This is a genomic window from Sporolactobacillus sp. BBK16-2 (genome assembly GCF_059878335.1).
In genome coordinates, this window is sequence record NZ_CM187611.1 from 2,634,165 (window position 1) to 2,659,268 (window position 25,104).

The following is a 25,104-nucleotide window of genomic DNA, read 5'->3' on the forward strand; positions in this document are numbered from 1 at the left end:
TAAATAAGGGTAATTTATCCGCTTATGTAAAGAAAAACCCTTCATTTTCACTTTTTTCGATTCGATAAGCGGAATTTCTCCGTCTATTTAAGCTATTTTTTCGTTCATTTTCCAATTAAGCGGAGATTTTCCGTCTATTAATCAGATTAGTCTCTTAACCTGATCGCCCAACCGATAAGTGCGGATTGGGAATCTGCATCTTATGATCATATCGTCGCACCAGCAAAGCAAAACGCCTTGTCCATTGTCTGGACAAGGCGTTTTCCGTGCGTAAGGTGATTACTGCTTATTTTGCTGCGACTTCTGGTTTTGCTGGCGAACTTCTTGTGCATTTGTTTCACTGCCATATTCACCGCTGAACTGTCCGTTTTGAGATTGGGCATTTTGTTTCTTTACTTGTTCCGCATCTGTGCCCGCATTCATCTTCTTAGCCATTGAGTATCACCTCCACCACACTACTCTAACCAAAAAGGTTAAATATTATGTATGAACGTGTCGATTATTTTTTATCCACTCAATCACTTTTTGGTGAGAAACCGGAAACGGGTAACTTTCAAGCTCGTCCAAGCCTGCCCAACGCTGCCGTTCCCTCAATTGATTATGAGCAGAACTTTTTCCTATGCGAAGAGTCAAATCCCATATTAGATGTGAGAAACGATGCATATATGAAAAAGTCTGTTCAGCAGGCGATACCTCGCAGCCGTATCGATCCTGAACATAGCTTTCTTGCTGCTCGCTGTCTTCATACTCGTCAAGCGCCATCATTGGAAATTGCCATAAACCGGCCAGCAATCCTTTATCAGGTCTGCGTTCAATCAGGTAGCGTCCCTGCTCATCTTGAATCAGCAGAACAGCATAATGCAGCAATCTTGGCTTGGCTTTTCCGCTTTTCACCGGATATTCCAGTTGTGCACCTTCATCATAAGCCAGACAATAGCGGTGAATCGGACATTCGGGGCAATCCGTGTTTTTCGGCCGACAGATCGTTGCACCAATATCCATAAGCGCTTGATTAAATGCCGCAGGCTCAGTTTCAATAATTAATTCACTCGCCAATTTTTCGAATTTCTTTCTTGTCTTTTGCTTGGCGATATCATCATCAATTAAGAATACTCGAGAAAGAACACGCATCAAATTTCCGTCGATTGCGGGCTCAGGTTCATTGTATGCAATACTGAGCAGAGCCGCGGCTGTGTAGGGTCCGATACCGGTAATGGATAATAATTCGTCTTTTTTGTTTGGGAGCGTGCCGTTATATTTCTCAACCACCTCACGGACGCCGTGCTGAAGATTGCGCGCACGTGAATAATAGCCAAGTCCTTCCCAGCATTTCAGAACCTCCTGCTCCGGTGCTTCGGCAAGTGCATCCGGCGTCGGAAAACGGCTGATAAATTGGTTATAATAAGGAATGACCGTGTTCACCTGTGTTTGTTGAAGCATCACTTCTGAAATCCAAATATAGTAAGGATTGTTTGTTTCTCGCCAGGGCAGCCTGCGCCCTTGACTGTGAAACCAATCCAGCAAGTCATGATTAAAGTGCTTAATTTCTTGGGCATTCACTATGGTTCAACCTTTCTTATGTCATTTTCAATCAAAATTGCCATAAATATCCCTTTCATTATCCTTGATTTTGTGTGACAATGAAAGCAGATTCACTTGATCTTTGGTGCCATTGAAAAAAGAAGCTTTGTTCAAAAGGGAGGACAATCTTTTTCATGGATACAGCGACACATATTGTTATGGGATTCGGGTTAGCCGGATTGGCAACACTCGATTCGCTCGTCGCCCAAAGTCCGCTGACTTATCAGGCGGTAATGATCGGCGTTGTAGCAGGTTCAGTAATTCCCGACATTGATACGGTTCTGAAATTAAAAGATAATGCTGCGTATATTCGCAATCATCGCGGCATGACACACTCGCTTCCAGCAACATTGCTTTGGCCATTCATTTTAGCAGCCATTATCCTTGCACTTGTTCCCGGTTCAAACGCGAGCCAATTGCTGATATGGACGCTTGCTGCAGTTTCCATTCACGTCTTTGTTGATATTTTCAATGCGTATGGAACTCAGGCGGCGCGGCCGTTTACGGAAAAATGGGTAGCGTTAGGAACAATCAACATATTTGACCCATTCATTTTCATCATGCATCTCATCGGTTTTGCCATTTGGCAGACCCTTGGACATCCGGGAATCACGTTCGTGATCATATACGCGACGATCTCTGTTTACTATGTCCTGCGAGGCTTTTACCACAAGCACATCATTAAGTATGTGAAAAGCCAATTGCCCGGATTAACTAAAGTTTATTTATCGCCGACCATGCGCTGGTCTCATTATCATTTGGCGGCGGAAAGCGAAGATTACTTTTATGTCGGCAAAGTGAACGGTAAAAAGCTGCATCTGATTGATCGCTTTGAACGGACGCCGATCGACTTTGACAATCAAATGATTAAAGCGGCAGCTGAAGATAAAAATGTGCGTGCTTTCCTTTCTTTCTCTCCGATCTATCACTGGTCAATGGCGCGTAGAAACGGTAGATACGTCATTCAGTTTACTGATCTGAGATATTATTCAAAAGGTACGTACCCATTTACTGCAACGGTATGGCTCGATAAACATTTATCTGTGCAAAGCTCATATACAGGTTGGGTATTCAGCGAACAAAAGCTGCGTAAGAAGCTTGTATTAGCACGTATGAATTCGTAATTCAAATCTATATTTGAGCAAATGAAACGAAAAGGACATCCTCGATAACAGGATGCCCTTTTTTTATTGCATTTCATTATTACTCATTAATGCCATGGATACGTTCGCTTAAGAACAAATTAATTGCGTCAAGCGGATAGCCTTTATGATATAAATAGTTCTTTACTTTCTGAGCAAACTCTCTTCCGGAGAATTTCTTGTATTTCTGCATTGCTTTCTCCGCTTGATGAGCCAAGGCATTTTTTTCATTTTCCTCAAGAAATTCCGTGATTTCACTAAGCACCTGATCGCTGATTTCTCGAGCATAGCCTCGCTGCATCAACAGTCTGGCAAGTACCAAACGTGCTTCCACTTTCGACTTCTTATTCTTGACCGAAGACGTCTGCTTTGCCAAGTATTTTCGCGCATGCTCGACCTGATCTTCAAGCGGAAACAGATCTTCAGACCTCGAGGCAATCTCTTGCGGAACCCCGGCCTGAAGCAGCTCCCTATAGATAAGCTGCGGTCCCTTCGTGGATGTTTGAATGCGCGTGCGTACAAATGAAGCAGCAAAAACCTCATCGTCAAGCAGCTTCTCATTTTTCAAACGCTGAACCGCATAGTTGATCTGCGGCGCACCAAACTCCTTTTTCTCCAAGTATTGCTTCATTTCAAACACACTGTGCATACGATAAGACAGGTAGCGGAGTGCTGCGTTATAGGCTAGAACACCCGATGCCTCGCTATGAAGGCGTCCCAACTGCTCCGGCGTTAATTCCAGCCCCTTGCGCAATTCCTCGCGTACGAGTACGTCTTCATGAATGTTCAGGCTTTTCTCGCTTCCGTCCTCTTCTGCAACATCCACAGAAAAAAAGCCGCGCTCTTTTTCGTTCGTTCGTATCCTGGTGATAATCGCCATCGATCGATCAATCCTCCAGCACTTTTATTAAAATAATAGCATAAACAACTTTCTGTGCAATATAAATCGCCTCATACCTTCTAAAAATTTACCGACGGTCACGTTAAAAAGCAAATGGAAGGATGCATCCTTAGATCCATTATATTTAATGGCTCATTTTAAATTCAAGAAATAATTCGTTGAAGCGCGCGTTAACCGTCTTGCTGAAATTTTCATACACCTCAAGACGGTCCGTCAGCTTCTTATCAGGGTAGAAGCGTTTATCATCCTTTATTTCTTTGGGAAGATAACGCATTGCCGCACGGTTTGGGGTGGCATAGCCGACGTATTCCGCATTCTTAGCAGCGTTTTTGGGGTCAAGCATGAAATTAATAAACTGCTCGGCACCCTTCTTATTCGTCGCACCCTTCGGAATGGCCATGTTGTCAAACCATACATTAGATCCTTCCTTTGGAATAACATAGGTCAATTCCGGATTTTCATCCATAATCTCTACGGCATCTCCGGACCAGAGGACCCCGATGGCTGCTTCTCGTCTCGGCAAAAGCAATTTATTCTCATCGCCGACAATTGCTTTAATGTTCGGCTTCAATTTTTTCAGCTTTTGCAACGTCTGTTCCAAATGCTTTTTATTGGTATCATTCAATGAATAATGCAGACTGTTTAATCCCATTCCCACGATTTCCCGCGCGCTGTCGACGAGCAAAATTTGATTTTTATACTTTTTATCCCACAGATCGTTCCAGCTCGTGATCTTGCTGCCGCCAAGCATTTTGGGATTGTAGACAATCCCCACCGTACCCCAGAAATAAGGGACTGAATAATGATTGTTTGGATCAAAAGACAGATTTAAAAAACGCGAATCAATATTTTTTAAATTCGGCACATTTTTGGCATTAATCGGCAGAAGTAGATGCTCATCACGCATTTTGCTGATCATGTAATCAGACGGAACAATAAGATCAAATGAAGTGCCGCCTTGTTGAATTTTCGTCAGCATCGCTTCATTAGAATCAAAGGTTTGATAGATGACGCGATAGCCGTACTGTTTTTCAAATTTCGTGATCAGCGTCGGATCAATATAATCGCCCCAGTTATAGATCGTCAACGTCTTGGAATCGGCCTTCGTTGTCGACCCGGTCAGCCGCGCAGAAACAAGCGCCAGAGCGAGAACCATGACTAGGACCGCGGTAAGCATAACAACCAGCTTTTTCATGCGTCCTCACCTCCGGGAAGATGCTTCACTTTTCCCATCCCGCGGCTTGAGAAATAATAAACCAGCACAATGGCAAGGGTAATCAGAAAAATGAGTGTCGAGAGCGCATTGATCGACATTGAGATGCCTTGACGCGCTCGTGAATAGATTTCAACAGACAATGTTGAAAATCCATTGCCGGTGACAAAGAATGTAACGGCAAAATCATCGAGAGAATACGTGAGTGCCATAAAGAATCCGGCGAAGATGCCCGGCGTAATAAACGGAATAACCACCTTTAACAACACATCCAGCCTTTTCGCACCGAGATCACGCGCAGCATCAATCAGTGTGGGACTCATTTCCTGAAGCTTAGGTAGAACCATCAGCACAACGATGGGTACACTGAAGGCGATATGCGCGAGCAGCACCGAGATAAAGCCAAGCTTGATGCCGATCAGTGTAAAAAGGATAAGGAATGAAGCGCCAATAATAACGTCCGGACTCACCATCAAAATATTATTTAATGAAAGCAGCATGTTCTTGTATTGACGTCGCTTCGTCAAATAGATCGCCAAGGCACCGAAAACACCGAGCACGGTCGAAAGCACTGAGGACAGCAGAGCTACGATCACCGTATCGATGACAATCACAATTAACCGTTTATCGGAGAACACTTCTTTATACCAATCAAAAGTGAAGCCTGTAAAATGTGTCATGTTCCCGGCCTTATTGAACGAGTAAAACATAAGATAAAAAATGGGCAGATAGAGCACAGCAAAGACGCAAAGGAGGTAAATGGTTGACCAAGTTCTTTTTTTCACCACCGCTTCAGCCACCCCTTTCCCATCAGTGCCATAACGACGATCATGGCTAGAATCAAAAAGACAGCAATCGTCGCGCCCATTCCCCAGTCCTGCGTGACAAGAAAATGTTCCTCAATCGCCGTCCCAAGTGTAATCACACGATTACCGGCAATCAGACGCGTCAGCATAAACAGAGACAGCGCAGGGATAAATACAGCTTGGACGCCGGATTTGACGCCTTCAAGTGTAAGAGGAAAAATGACACGCCGAAAGGTTGCCCAAGCAGATGCGCCTAAATCATAAGCTGCTTCAACAAAGCTGTTGTTCAGCTTTTCGAGGCTGTTGTATATAGGCAGAATCATAAAAGGAATAAATAAATACACCGAAACAAAAACAAAACTGAAGCCCGTAAACAGAATCTGCTTACGCCCGATGCCTGACAATGCCAGCAGTGTATCCACGGGGCCATAGGTACTGAGCAATCCGATGAAGGCGTATGCTTTCAAAAGGACATTAATCCAAGTGGGCAGGATGATGAGCATAAGCCACAGCCTGCGATTTTTCATTTTTGTTAGCAAATAAGCAGTCGGATAGGCAATCAATAAAGTAAAGAAGGTGATTAAACATGCATAGCCAATCGAGCTGACTGTCATCCTTAAATAAATTGGTGTAAAGAACCGCACATAATTTTCAAAAGAAAAATGTCCCTGTATGTCAAAAAAAGAATAGTATAAGACCATCGCCAAAGGCGCAATGACAAAAAGACCGATCCACAAAACGTAAGGGATAAGATAGGTGTTCGTCAGTTTTTTAGTCATGATCGGCACCCTCATAGCTTTCCAGGCGTCGATCAAAGTCCTCTTCGGTCTCGCCATGACGCATGACGTGAATCGCTTCAGGTTCAAAAAAAAGACCGATTGCTTCACCGATTTGCGCGCTCTTCGTCGAATGAATCATCCACGAATTTCCATCCGCATCCTTGCCGATCATTTCATAATGTACACCACGGAACAACTGAGATTCTACCCGTACCTGCAGCATCCCTTCTCCCTGAGGCTTCAGCTCCAAATCTTCAGGTCGGATCACGATTTCTACAGACTCCATTTCATCAAAGCCCTGATCGACGCAATCAAAGGCTTTACCTGCAAAGGAGACGACACGGTCCCTCAGCATCGTGCCGGGAATGATGTTGGATTCGCCGATAAAGTCGGCAACAAAACGGTTGATCGGTTCGTCATAAATCGAACGCGGCGAACCACTCTGCTCAATTTTCCCCTGATTCAGGACAAAGATCTCATCAGACATGGCCAGCGCTTCCTCTTGATCATGGGTTACGAAAATAAACGTAATGCCAAGCCTACGCTGCAGCTGGCGGAGTTCAACCTGCATCGCGGTCCGCAGCTTTAAATCCAGAGCGGACAAGGGCTCGTCCAGCAGAAGCACCTGAGGACGATTGACAATGGCACGTGCAATCGCAATCCGTTGTTTCTGTCCGCCGGACAAATCGGAAATCTCACGATTCTGGTAACCATCCAGATTGACGAAATGCAGTGCTTCTTTCACCCTCGGCTCAATTTCTTTATTTGCTAATTTATTTATTCGCAAGCCAAACGCCACATTTTCAAAAACGTTCAGATGCGGGAACAGTGCGTAATCCTGAAATACAGTATTAACTTGACGCTTATTTGGTGGAATTTTATTGACCAACTGCCCGTCAAAGGTAATGGTTCCTTCACTCGGCTCCAGAAATCCGGCAATTAAGCGTAAAATGGTTGTTTTTCCACACCCGGACGGACCAAGCAACGTATAGAATTTACCCCGTTCAATTTCAAAATTAATGTCTCTTAAAATGGTTTCCCCGTCAAATCGTTTGGCAACATGGTCAAACTGAATGATTGTCTTTTCTGTCATCGGATCTTCGGCGCTGTACCTGCTATGGCACCTGCCTTGCCACATCCTTCCCACTCCATGTCTTTTTTCTTATGTTGATGTTACATGCTGTTAAGCAGCACGATCTCTTAACTCGGCTCCTCTTATAAATAAGATTCAGTCGCGACCAAAAGCACTTTTGCAGGCTTATCGCCTTCATTAATCAGTTGATGTTCTTCAGATGCATGATAATAAACCGAATCGCCTGATTTCGCATGGTAGCGTTTCTTTCCAAGACGGACGATAATCGACCCGGACAGTACATAGAGAAAGGTTTCTGCGGGAGACGGCTCGAATGTTTTAAATGCCCCGCGTCTCTCCAACCTCAAAAGGATCGGCTCCATCTCTTTCTCATTAGATTCGGGAACAAGCCAGCGAAGCTGATAACCCAGTTGTGCATCGGAAAATTCAGTTTGATCCTGCTGCTGATAGATCACTTTTTGCGCAAAGGTCTGATCATCAAAAAAAGATTTCGGATCGCAACCAAGCACTTCCAAGAGATCAAAAAAGGTTTCTATAGAAGGTGAACTTAAATCATTTTCAATTTGTGATATGTAGCCTTTCGTCAGATCCGTCCGTTCCGCAAGTTCTTCTTGCGTCAGGCCGCTCTTAAGGCGCAGATTTTTGATCTTCCCGCCGATCAGCACCGACAGCCCCCACTTTCGTAAGTTTACTATTTATATACACTGAGTTTAATAAAACAAATTTATTATAAATGTTTCCTAAAAAAATACAATGTATTTCTTGAAGATCGTAATTTGTCGAAATCAAGACTGTTTAAGTTCTATTTTTCAGACTTTGTGAGAACACAAGAAGTGAAAATGTCAATAACTTTGTGGATATGTGGATAACTATAATTTACCCTTTATTAACGCTAAGTAAAAATGTGCATGATTTTGTTAATATTTATCCTCTTTTTTGTGGATTATGTGGACAATCATGTTTAAATGCTTACTATTGTGGTTTTTTTATTGTCAAGTCTGTGGATAAACTTGTGGATACTGTTCTTAACTTTTTTCGAGCTTTTTTTCAAAAAAAATACCTCGGATCCCAAATAGGATTGAGGTATGCACAAAACTCACCAAAATTCAGAAGGCAGAACACGCTTCGCCATCAGATCGTCCAAGCTGCGAAATTGATAGCCCTGTTTCTTTAAATCATGTATCACACGCGGCAGCGCTTGAGCATTATCCTTGGAAACGGTATGAAGCAGAATTACTGCACCTGGATGAATACGTTTCATGATATGATCGTACGCATAATCGGCGCCGTGTTGATCGTCTCGTAGCCAATCGCGATACGCAGCCGACCAGAATACATTGGTGTAGCCAGCGTCATGACCCAACTTCAATGAACGTTCGCTGAACGTACCTCTTGGCGGGCGCAGATAGGTCATTTGTTTATCGCCGGTCAGTTTCATATAACGTCCTTTAAGTTTTGCCAATTCTTTTTTATACTTTGCGTCACTTATTTTCGATAGATCCGGATGGCTCCACGAATGATTTCCGACAATGTGGCCTTCTTTAACCATCCTTTTGACAAGCTCCGGCTGATCCGAAATATAGTGTCCGGTGATAAAAAATGTGGCAGGAACCTTTTCCTTTTTCAAGGTATCAAGCATTCCTGAAGTGTATCCTGCCTCATATCCGTTATCGAAGGTCAGATACAGTTCTTTTTTTGACGTATCTCCGATAAAAATTCCGTCATATTTCTTAAGTAATGCTTCATATTCAGGCTCTGTCGTCGCCGGCTGGTTATTCTTTGCGGGTTTGAAATACCAGTCCTTTCCGTATGAAGAAAAGGGATGGACAAAAGTTCCGCACATGGCAATCAAGAGTACTAACACTATTTTTTTCACACGATCACCCTCCGATTTTAGGGTGGACCGTTTCCGTTTGAATTATGTTTCCTTATTTTTCTACAAGCCCGTCTGCCCAATCATCCCGAAATCTACGTATTTTCACCTCAAGATTATCCATCATTGCTAAGATATTCTCCAGATCTTCATGAGCTGCAGTCTCTTCGTTAAGCGCGCAAGCAACCTGAGCAAGCAGCTTAAATCGATTCTTTAAATAAATCACTTGATCTGCTTTTGAATTCGTCGCTCTTCCCATTTCCAGCACCTCCATTACAGCTTCTTCTTTCACTTTAGCACAGATCTGAGTGAAAGGTTGAGCAGATGGATTTACTGAGCAATGTACCGAAGCGAAAGGTGATCGGTAATCGGCATCCATGCGCCGATGCCCTGCTGCATCACATTTTTAACATCAAGATGCGCTTTACCTCCCTTTAAGACAAGAAAAACTTCACCATAAGTAATTTTTCCGCGTTCATTAACCGCCGGCACATAACCGTACAAATGTCCGACTTGTTTGGAAGGTACTTGATACGGGCGGTCAATTTTTGTTCCCGCCCCAACAATTGTTGAGAATGAAATTGATAGATGTGTTTTTTCCATTGTTTTTGCCAAAATCAATTGGCTCGCTTCTTCTTTTTTCGGAACTTCAGAGGTCAATCCTCCCTTAACAGTTGCCTGGATTTTCTGAAGGTAGCCGATTTGCTGAGCACTCTTGCTGCCGCGAGCATCGGCGGCATTATCATTAATCCGTTTATACTCCCAGTTGACGGATGTTTCTTTCGACTTGTAATTAAGCGGCCATTCTCCAAGATAAATACGTGCCGAATAACCGATCGACCATTTTGACGGATGAATGTATGATTCGTTGAGCAGTTTGATCAACACTGGATTTTCCACTGGGACGTTCGCTGTCTTGAGCAGGGCTTTGGTGCGTTGACTCGGCACAAGTTCAGAAGCATCATGTGTCGGATTCGGATAGGTATTTTCTTTAGAGATGTCGATCACTGATTTCGGCAATGCATTGGGCATCACGCTTTTTGCAGCTGCCTCAGAGGATATACAAAATAACAACGCAGCGCACACAAGTAAAGACATTATTTTTTTCAAGGCAGAAAACTCCTTTTTTCCTTATCTTCTGCCCAGAACTGCAAAATTATCCAAAAGAAGGCATAGAAAAAACCAGTTACAGCATGGAAGCGCCGCAACTGGCTTTCATCATTAATTATAGATGTTAATCAAATAAGTGAAGCTTGCCGATGCGCTCTACTGCTTCGGTCAGCCGTTCCGGTTCGCTCAGAAGGCCGATGCGCACGTATTTTTCGCCACCGGACCCGAATCCGACTCCCGGTGCCAGCACGACATGTGCTTTTTCCAAAACATATTCAAAGAATGATTCGGAAGTATAGCCCTTAGGAACTGGAAGCCAGCCGAAAAAGGATCCTTTGGAAGGTGTTGCATTCCAGCCGATTTTGCTAGCCGCATCAAAAAATGCATTGCGTCGTGCTTCGTAGCGTTGCACAAGTGCGCGGACACAGTCTTGCGGGCCAAGCAATGCTTTCGCGCTTGCTTCCTGTATTCCGCCGAATAAGCTGACAAAATAGTGATCCTGAAATAATTCGATCGCTTCAATAACACTCTTGTTTCCGAGCGCGAAGCCGACTCTCCAGCCAGCCATATTATAGGTCTTTGATAAAGTGTACGTTTCGATGCCGACCTCTTTAGCGCCTGGCGTCTGGAGGAAGCTGCGCGGTTTTTCACCGTCGAAACCAAGCGCGCCATAGGCAAAATCATGCAAGACACAAATATTATGTTCTTCCGCAACCTTCACCGTTTCCTCAAAGAAATCAGCAGGAGCAGTCGCCGATGTCGGGTTGTTTGGATAATTTAAGAACATTAGTTTCGCCTTATCAAGAAGTCCTTCCGGCATTACTGCATAATCGGGAAGAAACGCGTTCTCTTCAAGGAGAGGCATCGTTTCCATCTTTAGATTTGCAAGCGCAAAACCGGACAAATAATCCGGATAGCCGGGATCCGGCATAAGGACCGTATCACCGCTGTTCAGTAAGCACTCACCGATCTCAACCAGTCCGGTCTTTGATCCGAACAAAACAGCGACTTCAGTCTTCGGATCAAGATCAACATCATATTCGCGTTTGTAAAAAGTTGCAATCGCTTCTTTCAGAAAATCATAGCCTCTGAACGGCGAGTACTTATGGTAGAGCGGGTTGGCTGCCGCTTCCTGCAGCGCTTTGACAATATGCGGCGGAGTCGGCTGATCCGGATTTCCCTGACCTAAATTAATGACGTCGTACCCCTTGGCTATTTCCGCATTTGTTTTAACAACGAGATCAGCGAAAAACTGTTTCGGCAAACGATTCAGCGCGTCTGATTTTGCAAAGTTAACCATCAATTCCACTTCCAACTCTATAAGTTAGTTTTTAATTTATCGTGACAGTATCTATATTTTCGTGGATAAGTGCTCATTTGTAAAGGAATCTTAGCCTGAAGTCTGAATTTTTATTAGAAAAACCGGCCACAGCCCGATACGCACTTCGGCAGGATGCGGTGAGACTACTAAAATAAGCGGAGATATTCCCGTTATATGTATCATGGCACTTGTTTCGCGGGCACATAAGGGTAATTTTTCCGGTTATGCAAAGCAAAACCCTCCATTTTCACGTTTTTCGATTCGATAAGCGGAATTTCTCCGTCTATTCAAGCTATTTTTTCATTCATTTTCTAATTAAGCGGAAATTTTCCGTCTATTTATCAGATTAGGCGCTTACCTGATTACCCAACCAAATCTTATGATGTTGATCGTCGGACCAGCGAGGCAAAATCTTAAACTTTACTTGTTAGAAGAACCGGGCAAAAAGCGCCCGGTCCTTACTTCCGCAAATTGTTAAGGACGAAATAAATAAAAACAGGTATACTAGTTTCTGCTGGGCATTAAAGCTTAAATTTACAGCACAGAAAGGACATCTCCGATGAACAGCGCGGCATATCAACGTTTCCAATTTTTATTGTTAATCGGCTCAGTTTTCATTTGCGGCGCCGCAGAGGGGATGCTGCTTCCGCTCGTTGCTTTGCTTCTAGAAAAAAACGGTGTCTCCGCTCTTTTAAACGGGCTGGGATCTACCTCACTTTACATAGGTATGCTTATCTCTGTTCCTCTTCTGGAGAAACCGATGCGAAAGCTCGGCTACAAGCTCTTTCTCATCATCGGACTTGCCCTGATTACAGTACCTCTGTTTCTTTTTCCAATTTCGATGAATCTATGGTTTTGGTTTGCACTCAGGCTGTGTGTTGGTTTTGGCGACAGCATTCTGCATCTTGCCGCACAAACATGGATTACGATTGACAGTCCGATGAACAAGCGTGGACGAAACATTGCCTTCTACGGATTGTCCTTTGGGTTAGGCATAGCAGCGGGACCACTGCTTGTCCGATTGATTGCATTCGGTACGAATGTTCCGTTCATTACCAGCGGCTTCTTTTGCCTTGCAGTCCTCCTGCTTTTATTTCTTCTTAAAAATGAATATCCCGAGTTGAGCACTTCCGGTGGTTCAACTCTGCGACAAGTCTTTGCACGCTATAAAAAAGTCATTGCCGCAACTTGGTCCGGTTTAGCAGTAACACTTGCCTTCGGTTATCTGGAAACTTCACTGAACAATAGCTTCCCAATTTTTGCAGTGCGGCAAGGCTATAATCTTGACCAAATTTCAATTCTGCTTCCATCTTTTGTTACCGGTGCTCTGCTGACGCAGGTACCGCTTGGTATGCTTGGAGACCGATTCGGCCGTAGGCGGCTTCTTCCGCTCATTTGCTTATTCGGAGCCATGTTCATCGCATGCACTGGCCTGCTCTCCGCTTATTTCTACGGCATCTATTTCACACTACTCGGTGCCGGCATGCTGATCGGATCACTTTATTCAATGAGTATGGGCTACGTCAGCGATTTGCTCGACAGAGAGCAAATACCGCTCGGCAACATCTTGATGACCGTATGTTACAGTGCCGGATGTATGGTCGGTCCGGTAGCCGGAAGCTCGCTGATCAGTTGGATACCGAAAGGCGGGTTATTTTACGGAATAGCGGTTTTTATTTTCCTTGCCTCAATGAGCTGCTTTATTCATCAATTCATTATTGCACGAAAATCTTCTCTCAATTATTCAGCACCGAAGCAAAGAGTCTCAAATCATTGAGGCTCTTTTTTCATTTCATCGAAGCACTAGAACCACCCGCCGCAACAAAGCATAACATAACAGTGCAACAAGACCTTCAAGTGCGTTGAAGGCCCTTATAGGGGGAATTGCTCGTGAAGAAAAAATTATTTATGCCCGATCTAAGCGTTGCGACCCATTGGATGAATCAAAAAGTCACGCGCGAGCGTCTTCTTGGCACGCCAACGTTAATCCATTTCTGGTCGATAAGCTGCTCAAAATGCAAGGACGCAATGCCGGTCGTACAATCCATTCGTGAAAAATACAAAGAGGAACTCAATGTCGTCGCCATCCATATGCCGTTGTCTGAGGCTGATCTGGACGTAAACGAAGTTGCGCGAGTTGCTGCAATGCACTCAATTACGGAGCCCGTCCTCATCGACAATACTCATCGACTGGCTGATGCGTTCGGAAATCGTTTTGTCCCCGCCTATTATCTATTTAATGCCGGCGGCGAACTGATCGAATACCATATGGGAGAGCGCGGCGCGATGCGCATTCACAAAGCAGCAGATCGTCTTCTCTTTCATTAACTAGTTCAAACTTCACACCTTATTAAAAATAAGATCGGTTTGCGAAGGCCTTTGAATATTCACCTAGTATAAAAGATGATCAACTTATGTTTGCAGAATCGAATGATAACATAGCAGCCCCAACCCATCATCGCACCGATCGTATTTAATAAAACATCATCAATATCAAAAATGCGTTCAGCAAAAAAATATTGACATAACTCAATAAGCAAACTGATACAACATCCGACAAGCAGCTGCCGGATAACAAAATGCCGTTTAGGCTGAATGAGTATTGGTAATAAAAAGCCAAGTGGGAAAAACAGCAGCACATTCCCGCCAATGTTCTTTAATATAAGCAGTAAACTGCCACTGCGCAGCATAAGCCGTATGCTGCTGAAAAGGATAAGATTGCTTGACTTTCCGTATGTATAGTAATTATGCGTTAGAAGGGTTGCGAAAATGAGAATAGCAAGATAACCAATAAAGAGCACGGCGGCCATATGTTTTTTGTTCAATCTTTTGAGCATAACCGCTCTCCTCCTTTGTAGATAACTATGTGCTTTTTTCAAAAAAGATGTATGCTTGGCCTTTTTTTACTTATAAAGCATTGACCATCGAATGGACATATGTGAAAAAGTGTATTACTATAAAACTAACATAAATTAAAATAATTATAATTTATCTGATCAATGCTGTCGCTTATTATAGCGGCAGCATTGAGTGCTCTTAGGGGTTTCGATGATGATTATTATTCTCAATTAAAGAATTTATTTCTAATCACTAATTTTCTAATAATAATATATATTAAATTATATTTATTATCTTTTATAACTTTTTACTGATCAATAATTTATTAAACGAAGGGTCGGATTTTTATGATACCAGAGGCAAAGCTCGTCAAATTCCCAAGTAATCCTAATCCCAATCAACCGATCAGTGCTCTATGGAAACAGCACGGTGAGCTAATCGCCGCCCTTACCGGGGGAGCACTGACGCTCATTGCCTATCTTCTCGGGCTCGCTCATATTCCATACTCATGGCTTCTCTACCCAGCTGCCTACCTGATCGGCGGTTATTTTAAAACAAAGCAAGGACTATCAGATACGTTTCGAACACGCGAGCTGAATGTTGAACTTTTAATGATTACAGCTGCAATCGGCGCAGCCTGCATCAACCATTGGCTCGAAGGGGCTGTGTTAATCTTTATTTTTGCACTCAGCGGCGCTTTGGAGACTTATTCAACAGCCAAAAGTACCCATGCGCTTTCTGCACTCATGGATCTGCAGCCTGAAGTCGCTCGTCTCGTCACAAATGGCTGCGAAACGATGATCTCAGTAAAGCAAATCACCCCCGGCGACATCATTCTTATTAAGCCGGGAGAACGAATTCCTGCTGACGCTGTCATTACCGATGGAGAAACGACGGTTAATGAAGCGACGATGACCGGCGAATCCGTACCGGTTTTCAAGAAATCCGGTGCTGATTTGATGGCGGGCACAATGAATTTGGACGGCAGTGTCTTCGCACGTGTCACGAAGCGAAGCAATGACTCTTTGTTTAGTAAGATCTTGGACCTTGTCCAATCAGCTCAAAAAGAGAAAGCTCCGACTCAGCTATTTATTGAACGTTTTGAACGCACGTATGTCAAAGTCGTCCTGATTGCCACCGTACTGATGCTCTTCGCGCCGCATGTTCTATTAGGCTGGTCGTGGAGCGAAACCATTTATCGAGCTATGGTTTTGCTTGTTGTCGCCTCGCCTTGTGCTCTGGTTGCTTCAACAACACCTGCCGTTCTATCAGCCGTTGCATCGGGTGCCCGTCACGGCATACTGATCAAAGGCGGCGTTCATTTGGAACAGTTGGCTATGATTAAAATCATCGCTTTCGATAAAACCGGAACGATTACAAACGGAACTCCTGAAGTCACGCAGTTTATTAATAACAGCACACTAAGTGATGCCACACTTCTCAGTTACATGGCCGCAATCGAAAATCAATCGTCGCATCCGCTTGGGAAAGCGATCGTCACGTATGCCTACGAGGTTTGCGGAACTGCCGCTTTGCCAAAGATAGGCAAAATTAAAGTCAAGCCAGGATTTGGTATCATCGGCTCTGTTGGTGACACGCAATACATGATCGGTAAAGAAGCGATGATGCAGCCCGAAGCATTAAATGAGTTTCTGCAGATTAGCGATTTTGCCCGTCCAAACCGTGATGAAACCTTGGTGTACATCGCTTCTGAGGAAAAAATAATCGGCCGCTTCGCCTTAAGGGACCAAATCAGAGATTCAGCAGCAGACGCAATCCGCTCACTTAATAAGTACGGAATTAAAACCGTCATGATTACCGGTGACAATGAGCAGACCGCTGCCGCGGTACAGAGAGATTCCGGGGTCAGCAGCTACATTGCTAATTGCCTTCCTGAGAACAAAGCAATGGAAATCAAGCGATTAAATCAGAAATACGGCCATGTTGCCATGTGCGGCGATGGGATTAACGATACTCCTGCACTTGCTCAAGCTTCAGTCGGGATTGCGATGGGAGCGGGAAATGATGCAGCCCTTGAAACTGCCGATATTGTTCTGATGAAAAACGACCTGACAAAAATAGCAGAAGCGGTGCGACTGTCAAAAAGAATGAGTCGGATTGTTAAGATGAATATTATTTTTGCCATGGCTATGATTGCATTTCTCATCGCCACCAACTTTTTGCAGTTTCTGACCATGCCTTTTGGTGTCGTCGGGCATGAAGGGAGCACAATTCTGGTTATTCTTAACGGTCTCAGACTCTTGCGCGGATAATTTGCAGATCGAAGCTCTCTTGGGCAGACACAGAATGTCATTACCATGCAGCAGAACAAGTGCTAATCAAAAAGGTCGTTCTTTTCTGTCTTCGTTAGTTCATGAATAATTGCATTAATTTGACCGCCGACAATAATCGTAATTGCGGTTAAATAAAACCAAAGCATGAGAACAATAATTCCTCCAAGGGTACCGTACGTGGAGGCATAATTGCCGAAATAGCGAACATAGAAGGAAAAGCCATAAGAAACAACTTGCCAGCTGACTCCGGCAATCACCGCGCCGATCATCACTTCGTCCATTTTCAGCTTCATATTCGGTCCGAGCCGGTACAAAAAAGCAAAAATAATGATAATCACGCAGAACGTGACCAGTGTGCTGATGACCGACCACATATCGGCAAACGTGTGGGAAAGACCGATATGGTTAAATAAAGTTCTCGCGACCCCAGCAGAAATGACGTTGACTGCTAGGGTCATCGCTATTGCAAAAATCATCGCTACGGTAAAGCACATGGCAAGCAGCCGGATGAGAAAAAAAGAACGTGTTTCTTCAACTTGATAAGCGCGATTCAACGTACGCATGAGCGCGTTAATTGCGCTCGAGGCAGGCCAAAGCGTGGCAATGACACCGACTGAGAGCAATCCGCCGCGTTTCGTAAATACACTGTCTAAGTTTTGATGGATCAGCGAAAGCACCTCTTTGGGCAGATAAGCGCCAAAAAGAGAAAACAGCTGGTCCTGATCAAGACCTAAATACGGAATGATTGCAAATAAAAAAATAAACAGCGGAAAAAGCGACAACAAGAAATAATATGCCAATGTTGCCGCTAAATCCGCCGTATGATCATCAATAAAACGTCTACCCAGAAGTTTGGCGAAGAGAAGAATATCTCTGAGCTTCACTTTTCCCACTTTTCCCCATCCCCGGTCTCTCTGTCCTCAACGGAATTCTGTTATGAATGCCGATTTGGACGCGTATTCCTTCCGGTCTTGTCCTTCTGACCATACTGATGAATCGATTTGCTCTGATTGTTGGGCATTGTACCCGGATTTGGTACTGGTGCTTCATTTTCCAATCTCTGCAGCGCATCTGCTTCATTATCAATCAGTACAGGTTCTTGGTAATTGGCCATGTTTTTTCCGGATTGCTTGATTTTACCAGCCATCTCGGCAAGCTCACTTCCAATCTCCATCACGTACTGGTAGGTGTCGCTCGTACTCGTTCTTGCCTTTTCCACACGGTCGATCATTTGCTGGAAGTCGTCGGAAACTTCTCGTGCCAGGCCTTTAAGGCGTGTGCCTGTAACCTGCATATATTTGCCGACTTGATCCGGATGCTGATAAATAGTCCGAATCAAATTGCCTCCGCCGGTCGCCGCATTCGATAGATGGTGACCCCAGACCGATCGTGTCTCGCGGCTCATCATTGACAAACCGCAGCCGACCAAGCCGCCGATCAGCATGAATTTGCCCATTTGGCTTTTGCCATAAACACTCATCAGATTCTGCCCCCTCAAAGTAGGTAATCCTTAAAAGGATCACGTGAATAGTCTGCACACACCTGTTCATTAATATGAGGGGCATTGCTTATTGCCTGCTGCTAAATAGTGGGGCTTTATCTGATTTGCCGGGCAAGCTCTTTAATTAACTGATCCGTTCCCCGATCAATCAGATCGTATACTTCATCAAAGCGGCCGGTATAATAAGGATCTGGAACATCCGCTTGAGGCTGATCATGAAGCAGGGTCATAAATCGGCTCACTTTAGATCTGTTTCGAGAATCAGCCATTTGAATCAGATCCTGCTCATTATTTCGATCCATGGCGATAATTCGGTCAAATCGTTGAAAATCTGCTTGATTTATTTGCCTTGCCTTGATTTGATCAAAGGGAATGGCCGCTGCCTCCAATTGTTTTTGTGTTCCGCGGTGCGGCGGATCACCAATATGCCAGTTGCCGGTTCCCGCAGAATCAACGCTAATTTTTTCGGACAATCCTGCTTTGTTAACCTTCATTCGTAATATGGCTTCAGCCATTGGTGAACGGCAAATATTGCCAAGACAAACAAAGAGCACACGCATTGGTCTTTTCTCCTTAATGAATTCCTATTTATAATCATATCAATAAAGTCAGGAAACAACAAAATTTGAGTGCACATCATTATGCTACAATTGGTTGCAGTATGAGAAAGAGGGGAAAAAATGAACACATTGAATCAAAAGTGGGAGCTTGACACCATTTTTAAAGGCGGTGCATCATCTGCTCCATTCCGCACTTTTTTAGATGATCTTCAACAAGCCATTTCTTCATTTAAAAATGAATTGGAGGCAAGAAAAGAACCCTATACGGTTCAAGATGCCGAAGCATTCACTGCAATGATCAAAAAATACGAGACATTGTGTAAACAATTTAATGAAGGTTCTGCTTATGTAGAATGTTTAACTGCTCAAAACATTAAAGATGCCAAGGCTGCCCAAGCAAATAATCGGATGCAAAGCCTCGGGGCTGAATTAGATGCCTCTAGCAGCATTCTGGAAAATTTGCTGCGCCAAATTTCAGACAGTAATTTTAACGGACTTATTGAAAATGGAGTCCTAAAAGAAATGCAATTTGCACTCCGGGAAAAACGTGAACTTTCTCGGAAGAAGCTAGGATCAGATCAAGAGCAGCTGATTAGCGGCCTTGCCGTTGACGGCTATCACGCATGGGAAGATCTCTATTACAGTCTGGTTGGAAAAATGGAAATCAAGCTCATCCGCAATGGGAAAGAAGAAACCTTGTCCGTCAGCCAGGCAAACAATCTGCTGGATGATCCGGATCGAACGGTAAGACAAGCGGCATTCAATGCATTGGAGTCGGCATGGTCTGAACATGCCGATCTTTTCGCTGCCGCCTTAAACCATATCGCAGGATTCCGGATTGCCGCTTATAAAGCGCGCGGCTGGGAATCCGTTCTTGATGAACCGCTCGACTACAATCGAATGCAGGCACAGACGCTGTCAACGATGTGGTCGGTCATTGATCGCTATAAGCCGAAGCTTGCACAATTTATGCAGCGCAAAGCCGAATTGCTTAACCTTGAGAAGCTGTCATGGTTTGATGTCGACGCTCCGCTCAATAAAAATAGTGAAAAATTGACCTATGAGGATGCAGCGGATTTTATCATCAAGCATTTTGGCTCATTTAATCCGAACATGGCATCGTTCGCAAAAAAAGCCTTGGAAAATCGCTGGATTGAAGCAGAAAATCGAGCAAATAAGCGTCCTGGCGGTTTCTGCACCAATTTTCCAATTGCAGGGCAGTCGCGCATCTTCATGACATTCAGCGGAACCGCCTCAAACCGATCGACGCTCGCACACGAATTAGGGCATGCCTACCATCAATCCTTAATGAATGAACTGCCCTATTTGTCACAGGACTACGCAATGAACGTTGCCGAAACAGCCTCCACCTTTTCCGAAATGATCGTCAGCGACGCTGCACAAGCTGCTGCCAAAACAAAAGAAGAAAAAATTACATTCTTATCCGACAAATTAGAGCGCTGCGTCGCGCTGCTCATGAATATCCATGCACGTTTTCTGTTTGAAACACGATTTTATGATGAACGTAAAAAAGGAACAGTCTCAGTGGAACGCTTGAATCAGCTGATGAGTGATGCAGAGCGTGAAGCCTATCATGATACATTGGACGTTTACCATCCGACTTTTTGGGCGTCCAAGCTTCACTTCTATATCACCAACTGGCCGTTTTACAATTTCCCATATACCTTTGGCTTCCTATTCAGTACAGGAATCTATGTTCAAGCACTCCGGGAAGGTCCGTCATTCGCAGGAAAATATGATGCTCTTTTGCGTGATACCGGCAGAATGACGACGGAACAGCTTGCCGAGCGCTACCTTGGGGTTGATTTAACGGAACCGGACTTCTGGTCATCAGCACTGGACTACCTCATGCGCGATGTTGATGAATTTTTGGAACTGACAAAATAATCGCCACCCACCCTCAAGCAGCTGATAAAAGGTTAATCATAGACAGAATAGCCTTTTGAATGTAAAATAAAAGCAACGACAAATAATAATCATTTTAATTTTCAAGCATGCTGTCATCCCCTTTCGGATGGCAGCATGTTCCGTTTTCAGGGTTATGAAGATGATTACTATTCTCAATTGCAATCAATTTTTTCATTTTACTTCATGAGGTGAGGGCTATAATGATGAATCATACAGCAAAAGGAATGAATCAGAAATTGAATGTGCTTCGTGCCGGTGTTCTCGGTGCGAATGACGGTATTGTATCGACCGCCGGCATCGTCATCGGTGTCGCAGGCGCGACGACGGATACCATGACACTAATGATCTCCGGACTAGCAGGCATGGTTGCCGGCGCGCTGTCCATGGGCGGAGGTGAGTATGTTTCGGTAAGCACGCAAAAGGATACGGAAAAAGCAGTGGTCGAGGCCGAAAAAATCAAGATCAGGGACAACTATGACGGTGAAGTCGATGAACTCGCTCAAATCTATATAAAAAATGGATTGTCTGTCGATTTATCGAAGAAAGTAGCTGTTGAACTCATGACCAAGGATGCGATCGGTGCCCACGCCGCTGCCGAACTTGGCGTAAATCCGAATGAATATGTCAATCCGTGGCAGGCTGCTTTTTCATCGATGATTTCGTTCTCCATCGGTGCATTTCTTCCCTTATTGTCTATTTTGCTCTTACCTGAATCCGTGCGTGTTCTCTTTACGTTTATCACGGTGCTTCTTGCACTTGGCTTGACCGGCTTTGTCAGCGCACAATTAGGCGGTGCTCCGAAGCGTCCGGCCGTCATTCGAAACATCTTAGTCGGAGCAATGACAATGGCCATCACCTATACTGTCGGCAATCTTTTGTGAAACGCATTACCCCATGTGGCCGGTATCAATGTGTGAACCTGGAATCCGCTTCGCCGATTCTAAGTATTTCAGTTATAATGTTCTATATATATCGGGACGGAACATATAGAGAGGGGATCATGAATGTTGCAATTAAATAAAGATCAGTTAATTCATCAGATCCGTACGGCCTCAAAGAAGGAACCTGCGGATTTAGTCATAAAAAATGGAAAAGTGATTGATGTATTCAGCGGCGAACTATTAGAAACAGATGTTGCGATTACAGACGGAATGATTATCGGGCTTGGCGACTACGAAGGGAAAGAAATAATCGATGCCCAGGGAAGGTTTATCAGCCCCGCTCTTATTGATGCTCATGTACACATTGAGTCATCACTACTGACACCGGGCGCTTTTTCCGATGTTCTTGCCGCACATGGCGTCACAGCCGCGATCACTGATCCGCATGAAATTGCCAACGTACTCGGTGCAAACGGCATCCGGTTCATGCTGGAACGTGCGCAAGAAAGCAGCATTGATCTCTACTTCATGCTGCCCTCTTCAGTACCGGCAACCTCATTTGAACACAACGGTGCAACACTCGAAGCTGATGATCTGGAACCGCTTTTTCAGTATGACAATGTGCTTGGCCTTGCCGAAGTCATGGATTTTCCTGCGGTCTTGAATGCCGATGAGCGAATGGTTGCTAAACTTGCCATGACGCAGAAACACAGCTGGCGCATAGACGGTCACGCTGCAGGTCTGAATGCGCAGGACATTAACGTATATAAAGCCGCCGGTATTCGTACCGATCATGAGTGTGTCAACGTTGATGAGGCAAAGGATCGACTCTCACGCGGGCTTTACGTTATGATTCGCCAAGGCACGGTCGCCAAAGACTTGCCGCAGTTGATTTCGCTTGTCAATGAAACCAACAGCCGCCGCTTCCTCTTCTGCACGGATGATAAATATCCAGACGACCTGATACAAGAAGGCAGCGTTGATTATAATGTGCGTCTGGCAATTAAACATGGCTTGGACCCGATCACCTGTATCAAGATGGCCTCGTTAAACGCGGCCGAATGCTATGGATTCCGTGAAAAAGGCGCCATTGCTCCAGGTTATGAGGCTAATTTTCTGCTTCTTGACGACTTAAATCAGTTTTCCATTCAGCAGGTCTATGCCCATGGGAAGCTTGTCGCTGAACAAGGACATACTATTCAAGAACATACAAATTCTTCCATAGGAGCAGAGAAGCATCCGCTCACATGGCCTAAGCTTTCACCAAATAATTTTGCTATTCCACTCGGATCTGCACAAAAAGCGCACGTCATTGAGATTATTCCGAACAGCCTTGTGACTCGCGATCTGGTTGAAAAGGTATCGGTCAAAAACGGCTGCTTCGCATGTTCACCGGACAGCGATCATTTAAAATTGGCCGTTATCGAACGGCACAATGGCCTAGGTACCATTGGTTTGGCGATTGTTAAAGGATTTGAGATGAAATCCGGTGCCATGGCAACAACGATCGCACACGATTCACATAACTTAGTCGTCACCGGATGCAGCGACGCGGACATGATTGTTGCAGCGGAACGATTGAGAGAAATAGACGGAGGTATGGTCGTCGTAAATGACGGCAAAGTGCTTGCCGAACTCGCCCTGCCGATCGCGGGATTAATGACTGATACGCCGGCAGCAAAGGTAGCTCAGACTTTAAAAAACTTAAGACAAGCAGCAACCTCACTTGGCGTTTCCGAATCGTTCAACCCTTTTCTGACCCTTTCATTTCTCAGTCTGCCTGTTATTCCGGATTTGAAGCTTACAGATACGGGATTGTTTGATGTGCGCTCGTTTCAGCATATTCCCGTATCTGCAGAATAACGGAGAGACGTTTCTAACAAGGAGGATTTTTCTTGATTGATTTACCGGAAAATTTTACAAACAAAATGAGCGAGCTATTGGGAACGAATGAAGCGCACGCCTTTTTTGAAACCTATAATCATCATCGAGCGTTCGGCTTGCGCGCCAACCCATTAAAAATCAGTTCGAATGTACTAGCAAAAAGCACACCATTCCTGCTCGAGCAGATTCCGTTTTGCCCGAATGGTTTTTATTATAAAGAATCGGACGCACCCGGAAAGCACCCCTTTCATCAAGCCGGTGTTTACTACATTCAGGAACCAAGTGCAATGTTTGTTGCACAGACACTCAATCCCCAACCCGGAGAACGTGTGCTCGATCTATGTGCCGCTCCCGGCGGAAAATCAACGCAGCTGGCTGGCATAATGAACAATACGGGTCTATTGATCTCGAATGAACCCTATCCGAAGAGAGCAAGAATACTTTCTGAGAATATTGAACGAATGGGCGTTGCCAACGCCATAATTACGAATGAAATGCCTGAGCGTTTGGCTCATTATTTCCCGGGCTATTTTGACAAAATTCTCGTTGATGCTCCGTGCTCCGGTGAAGGAATGTTTCGAAAAGATCCGGAAGCCATGCAGTATTGGAGTCCGCAGCATGTCGCAGAATGTGCGAGTCTACAAGCACAGATTCTGGAACAAGCCTATGTCATGCTGCGTACTGATGGCATTCTCGTTTATTCAACCTGCACCTTTTCACCAGAAGAGGATGAACAAATGATTGATGCCTTTCTTGAAAAGCATCCTGATCTTGAACTTTTACCGATTGATAAAACAGCTGGTGTAGCTGACGGCCGTCCGGAATGGTCGGATACCAAAAGATCTGAACTATCCAGAACGGCCAGGTTGTGGCCGCATAAGCTGCGCGGTGAAGGTCATTTTGCCGCTAAGCTATGCAAGCGTGGGGATGCTTCAACGTGCAAACAGTCGACAGCCTCATCTGTCAAAGAGAATTTGTTAAAGGACTACCGAGTATTCGAGAACAGCACGTTGACCAAGAAATTAACCGGACTTTTTCATTTTATCGGCAACCAGCTCTTTTTACTTCCTGATGGCTGTCCAAACATTGACAAGTTGAAAATTGTTCGAGCTGGCCTGCATTTAGGCGAGCAGAAGAAGAATCGTTTTGAGCCCAATCACGCGCTTGCGCTCGCACTGTCTGTAGAATCATTTAACAACCAAATGCCGTTAACTTATTCGGGTAAAGAGTGGGATCAATATCTTCGCGGTGAAACATTGCCCTTAAATGACAGCCGCAAGGGCTGGACTGTTGTAACGATTGACGGATTTCCACTGGGCTGGGGAAAAGCAGCTGCAGGAACCTTGAAAAATTTCTACCCGAAAGGCTTGCGCCGAAGAGGATTGAAATAATAACTGT

24 protein-coding genes are annotated in these 25,104 nt (G+C 44.5%); 8 read left to right on the forward strand and 16 right to left on the reverse strand.

Annotated features, from left to right (window positions below; all coding sequences use genetic code 11):
* Positions 1–279: 279 nt before the first annotated feature.
* Positions 280–435, reverse strand: a complete 156-nt coding sequence (locus AC6F33_RS13030; protein ID WP_255748845.1) for a gamma-type small acid-soluble spore protein — start codon at positions 433–435, stop codon at positions 280–282.
* A gap of 45 nt (positions 436–480) precedes the next feature.
* Entirely contained in the window at positions 481–1,560 is a 1,080-nt protein-coding gene (gene mutY, locus AC6F33_RS13035) for an A/G-specific adenine glycosylase (RefSeq protein ID WP_255748846.1), read from the reverse strand.
* Between the two features lie 155 nt (positions 1,561–1,715).
* On the opposite strand from mutY, the gene AC6F33_RS13040 reads away from it, so the two are divergent.
* Positions 1,716–2,705, forward strand: coding sequence for a metal-dependent hydrolase (locus tag AC6F33_RS13040; protein ID WP_500777221.1), 990 nt, complete (start codon positions 1,716–1,718; stop codon positions 2,703–2,705).
* A 79-nt stretch (positions 2,706–2,784) separates the two neighbouring features.
* On the opposite strand, the gene AC6F33_RS13045 is transcribed toward AC6F33_RS13040, so the two are convergent.
* From AC6F33_RS13045 to AC6F33_RS13090, 10 genes are all read right to left on the reverse strand, one after another.
* Complete coding sequence (locus tag AC6F33_RS13045) at positions 2,785–3,603, reverse strand: RecX family transcriptional regulator (RefSeq protein WP_500777222.1); 819 nt, start codon at positions 3,601–3,603, stop codon at positions 2,785–2,787.
* Between the two features lie 145 nt (positions 3,604–3,748).
* Positions 3,749–4,819: an ABC transporter substrate-binding protein gene (locus AC6F33_RS13050; RefSeq protein WP_500777223.1), complete on the reverse strand. Its 1,071-nt coding sequence runs from the start codon at positions 4,817–4,819 to the stop codon at positions 3,749–3,751.
* A complete protein-coding gene (locus AC6F33_RS13055) occupies positions 4,816–5,625 on the reverse strand; it encodes an ABC transporter permease (RefSeq protein WP_255748851.1) in 810 nt (269 codons plus the stop codon). Before AC6F33_RS13055 ends, AC6F33_RS13050 begins: the two co-directional genes overlap by 4 nt.
* Positions 5,619–6,422 carry an ABC transporter permease gene (locus AC6F33_RS13060; RefSeq protein ID WP_255748852.1) on the reverse strand — a complete coding sequence of 268 codons (804 nt, stop codon included), beginning with the start codon at positions 6,420–6,422 and terminating at the stop codon, positions 5,619–5,621. The genes AC6F33_RS13055 and AC6F33_RS13060 overlap by 7 nt, the downstream gene beginning before the upstream one ends.
* Positions 6,415–7,515 (reverse strand): ABC transporter ATP-binding protein, encoded by a 1,101-nt coding sequence (locus AC6F33_RS13065; RefSeq protein ID WP_500778164.1) that lies wholly within the window; start codon positions 7,513–7,515, stop codon positions 6,415–6,417. Before AC6F33_RS13065 ends, AC6F33_RS13060 begins: the two co-directional genes overlap by 8 nt.
* A 122-nt stretch (positions 7,516–7,637) precedes the next feature.
* Entirely contained in the window at positions 7,638–8,180 is a 543-nt protein-coding gene (locus tag AC6F33_RS13070) for a helix-turn-helix domain-containing protein (protein WP_500777224.1), read from the reverse strand.
* Between the two features lie 431 nt (positions 8,181–8,611).
* Positions 8,612–9,391, reverse strand: coding sequence for a delta-lactam-biosynthetic de-N-acetylase (gene pdaA / locus AC6F33_RS13075; protein WP_370646111.1), 780 nt, complete (start codon positions 9,389–9,391; stop codon positions 8,612–8,614).
* Positions 9,392–9,443: 52 nt separating this feature from the next.
* On the reverse strand, positions 9,444–9,647 hold the full coding sequence (locus AC6F33_RS13080) for an SE1561 family protein (protein ID WP_255748854.1): 204 nt from the start codon (positions 9,645–9,647) through the stop codon (positions 9,444–9,446).
* 71 nt (positions 9,648–9,718) lie between these two features.
* The gene (locus AC6F33_RS13085) at positions 9,719–10,498 is read right to left on the reverse strand and encodes a YfkD family protein (protein ID WP_255748855.1); all 780 of its coding nucleotides are present in this window, start codon (positions 10,496–10,498) and stop codon (positions 9,719–9,721) included.
* A gap of 124 nt (positions 10,499–10,622) precedes the next feature.
* The gene (locus AC6F33_RS13090; RefSeq protein WP_500777225.1) at positions 10,623–11,798 is read right to left on the reverse strand and encodes a pyridoxal phosphate-dependent aminotransferase; all 1,176 of its coding nucleotides are present in this window, start codon (positions 11,796–11,798) and stop codon (positions 10,623–10,625) included.
* Positions 11,799–12,378: 580 nt separating this feature from the next.
* Here AC6F33_RS13090 and AC6F33_RS13095 point away from each other — a divergent pair.
* Together AC6F33_RS13095 and AC6F33_RS13100 are read left to right on the forward strand one after the other, a co-directional pair.
* Positions 12,379–13,596 carry an MFS transporter gene (locus tag AC6F33_RS13095; RefSeq protein WP_500777226.1) on the forward strand — a complete coding sequence of 406 codons (1,218 nt, stop codon included), beginning with the start codon at positions 12,379–12,381 and terminating at the stop codon, positions 13,594–13,596.
* A 113-nt stretch (positions 13,597–13,709) separates the two neighbouring features.
* Complete coding sequence (locus AC6F33_RS13100) at positions 13,710–14,147, forward strand: TlpA disulfide reductase family protein (protein ID WP_255748858.1); 438 nt, start codon at positions 13,710–13,712, stop codon at positions 14,145–14,147.
* 59 nt (positions 14,148–14,206) lie between these two features.
* Here AC6F33_RS13100 and AC6F33_RS13105 read toward each other — a convergent pair whose 3' ends face one another.
* On the reverse strand, positions 14,207–14,656 hold the full coding sequence (locus tag AC6F33_RS13105; protein WP_255748859.1) for a VanZ family protein: 450 nt from the start codon (positions 14,654–14,656) through the stop codon (positions 14,207–14,209).
* A gap of 348 nt (positions 14,657–15,004) precedes the next feature.
* On the opposite strand from AC6F33_RS13105, the gene AC6F33_RS13110 reads away from it, so the two are divergent.
* Positions 15,005–16,930, forward strand: a complete 1,926-nt coding sequence (locus tag AC6F33_RS13110; RefSeq protein WP_500777227.1) for a heavy metal translocating P-type ATPase — start codon at positions 15,005–15,007, stop codon at positions 16,928–16,930.
* A 62-nt stretch (positions 16,931–16,992) separates the two neighbouring features.
* Here AC6F33_RS13110 and AC6F33_RS13115 read toward each other — a convergent pair whose 3' ends face one another.
* From AC6F33_RS13115 to AC6F33_RS13125, 3 genes are all read right to left on the reverse strand, one after another.
* Entirely contained in the window at positions 16,993–17,844 is an 852-nt protein-coding gene (locus tag AC6F33_RS13115) for a YihY/virulence factor BrkB family protein (RefSeq protein WP_255748861.1), read from the reverse strand.
* Between the two features lie 41 nt (positions 17,845–17,885).
* A complete protein-coding gene (locus AC6F33_RS13120; protein WP_255748862.1) occupies positions 17,886–18,431 on the reverse strand; it encodes a hypothetical protein in 546 nt (181 codons plus the stop codon).
* A gap of 116 nt (positions 18,432–18,547) precedes the next feature.
* Positions 18,548–19,012 carry a low molecular weight protein-tyrosine-phosphatase gene (locus tag AC6F33_RS13125; RefSeq protein ID WP_255748863.1) on the reverse strand — a complete coding sequence of 155 codons (465 nt, stop codon included), beginning with the start codon at positions 19,010–19,012 and terminating at the stop codon, positions 18,548–18,550.
* A 120-nt stretch (positions 19,013–19,132) separates the two neighbouring features.
* On the opposite strand from AC6F33_RS13125, the gene AC6F33_RS13130 reads away from it, so the two are divergent.
* From AC6F33_RS13130 to AC6F33_RS13145, 4 genes are all read left to right on the forward strand, one after another.
* Entirely contained in the window at positions 19,133–20,920 is a 1,788-nt protein-coding gene (locus tag AC6F33_RS13130) for a M3 family oligoendopeptidase (RefSeq protein WP_500777228.1), read from the forward strand.
* Between the two features lie 221 nt (positions 20,921–21,141).
* Complete coding sequence (locus AC6F33_RS13135) at positions 21,142–21,822, forward strand: VIT1/CCC1 transporter family protein (protein WP_500777229.1); 681 nt, start codon at positions 21,142–21,144, stop codon at positions 21,820–21,822.
* Positions 21,823–21,945: 123 nt separating this feature from the next.
* On the forward strand, positions 21,946–23,685 hold the full coding sequence (gene ade, locus AC6F33_RS13140) for an adenine deaminase (RefSeq protein ID WP_500777230.1): 1,740 nt from the start codon (positions 21,946–21,948) through the stop codon (positions 23,683–23,685).
* Between the two features lie 35 nt (positions 23,686–23,720).
* Positions 23,721–25,097 (forward strand): RsmB/NOP family class I SAM-dependent RNA methyltransferase, encoded by a 1,377-nt coding sequence (locus AC6F33_RS13145; RefSeq protein ID WP_255748920.1) that lies wholly within the window; start codon positions 23,721–23,723, stop codon positions 25,095–25,097.
* Positions 25,098–25,104 lie beyond the last annotated feature (7 nt).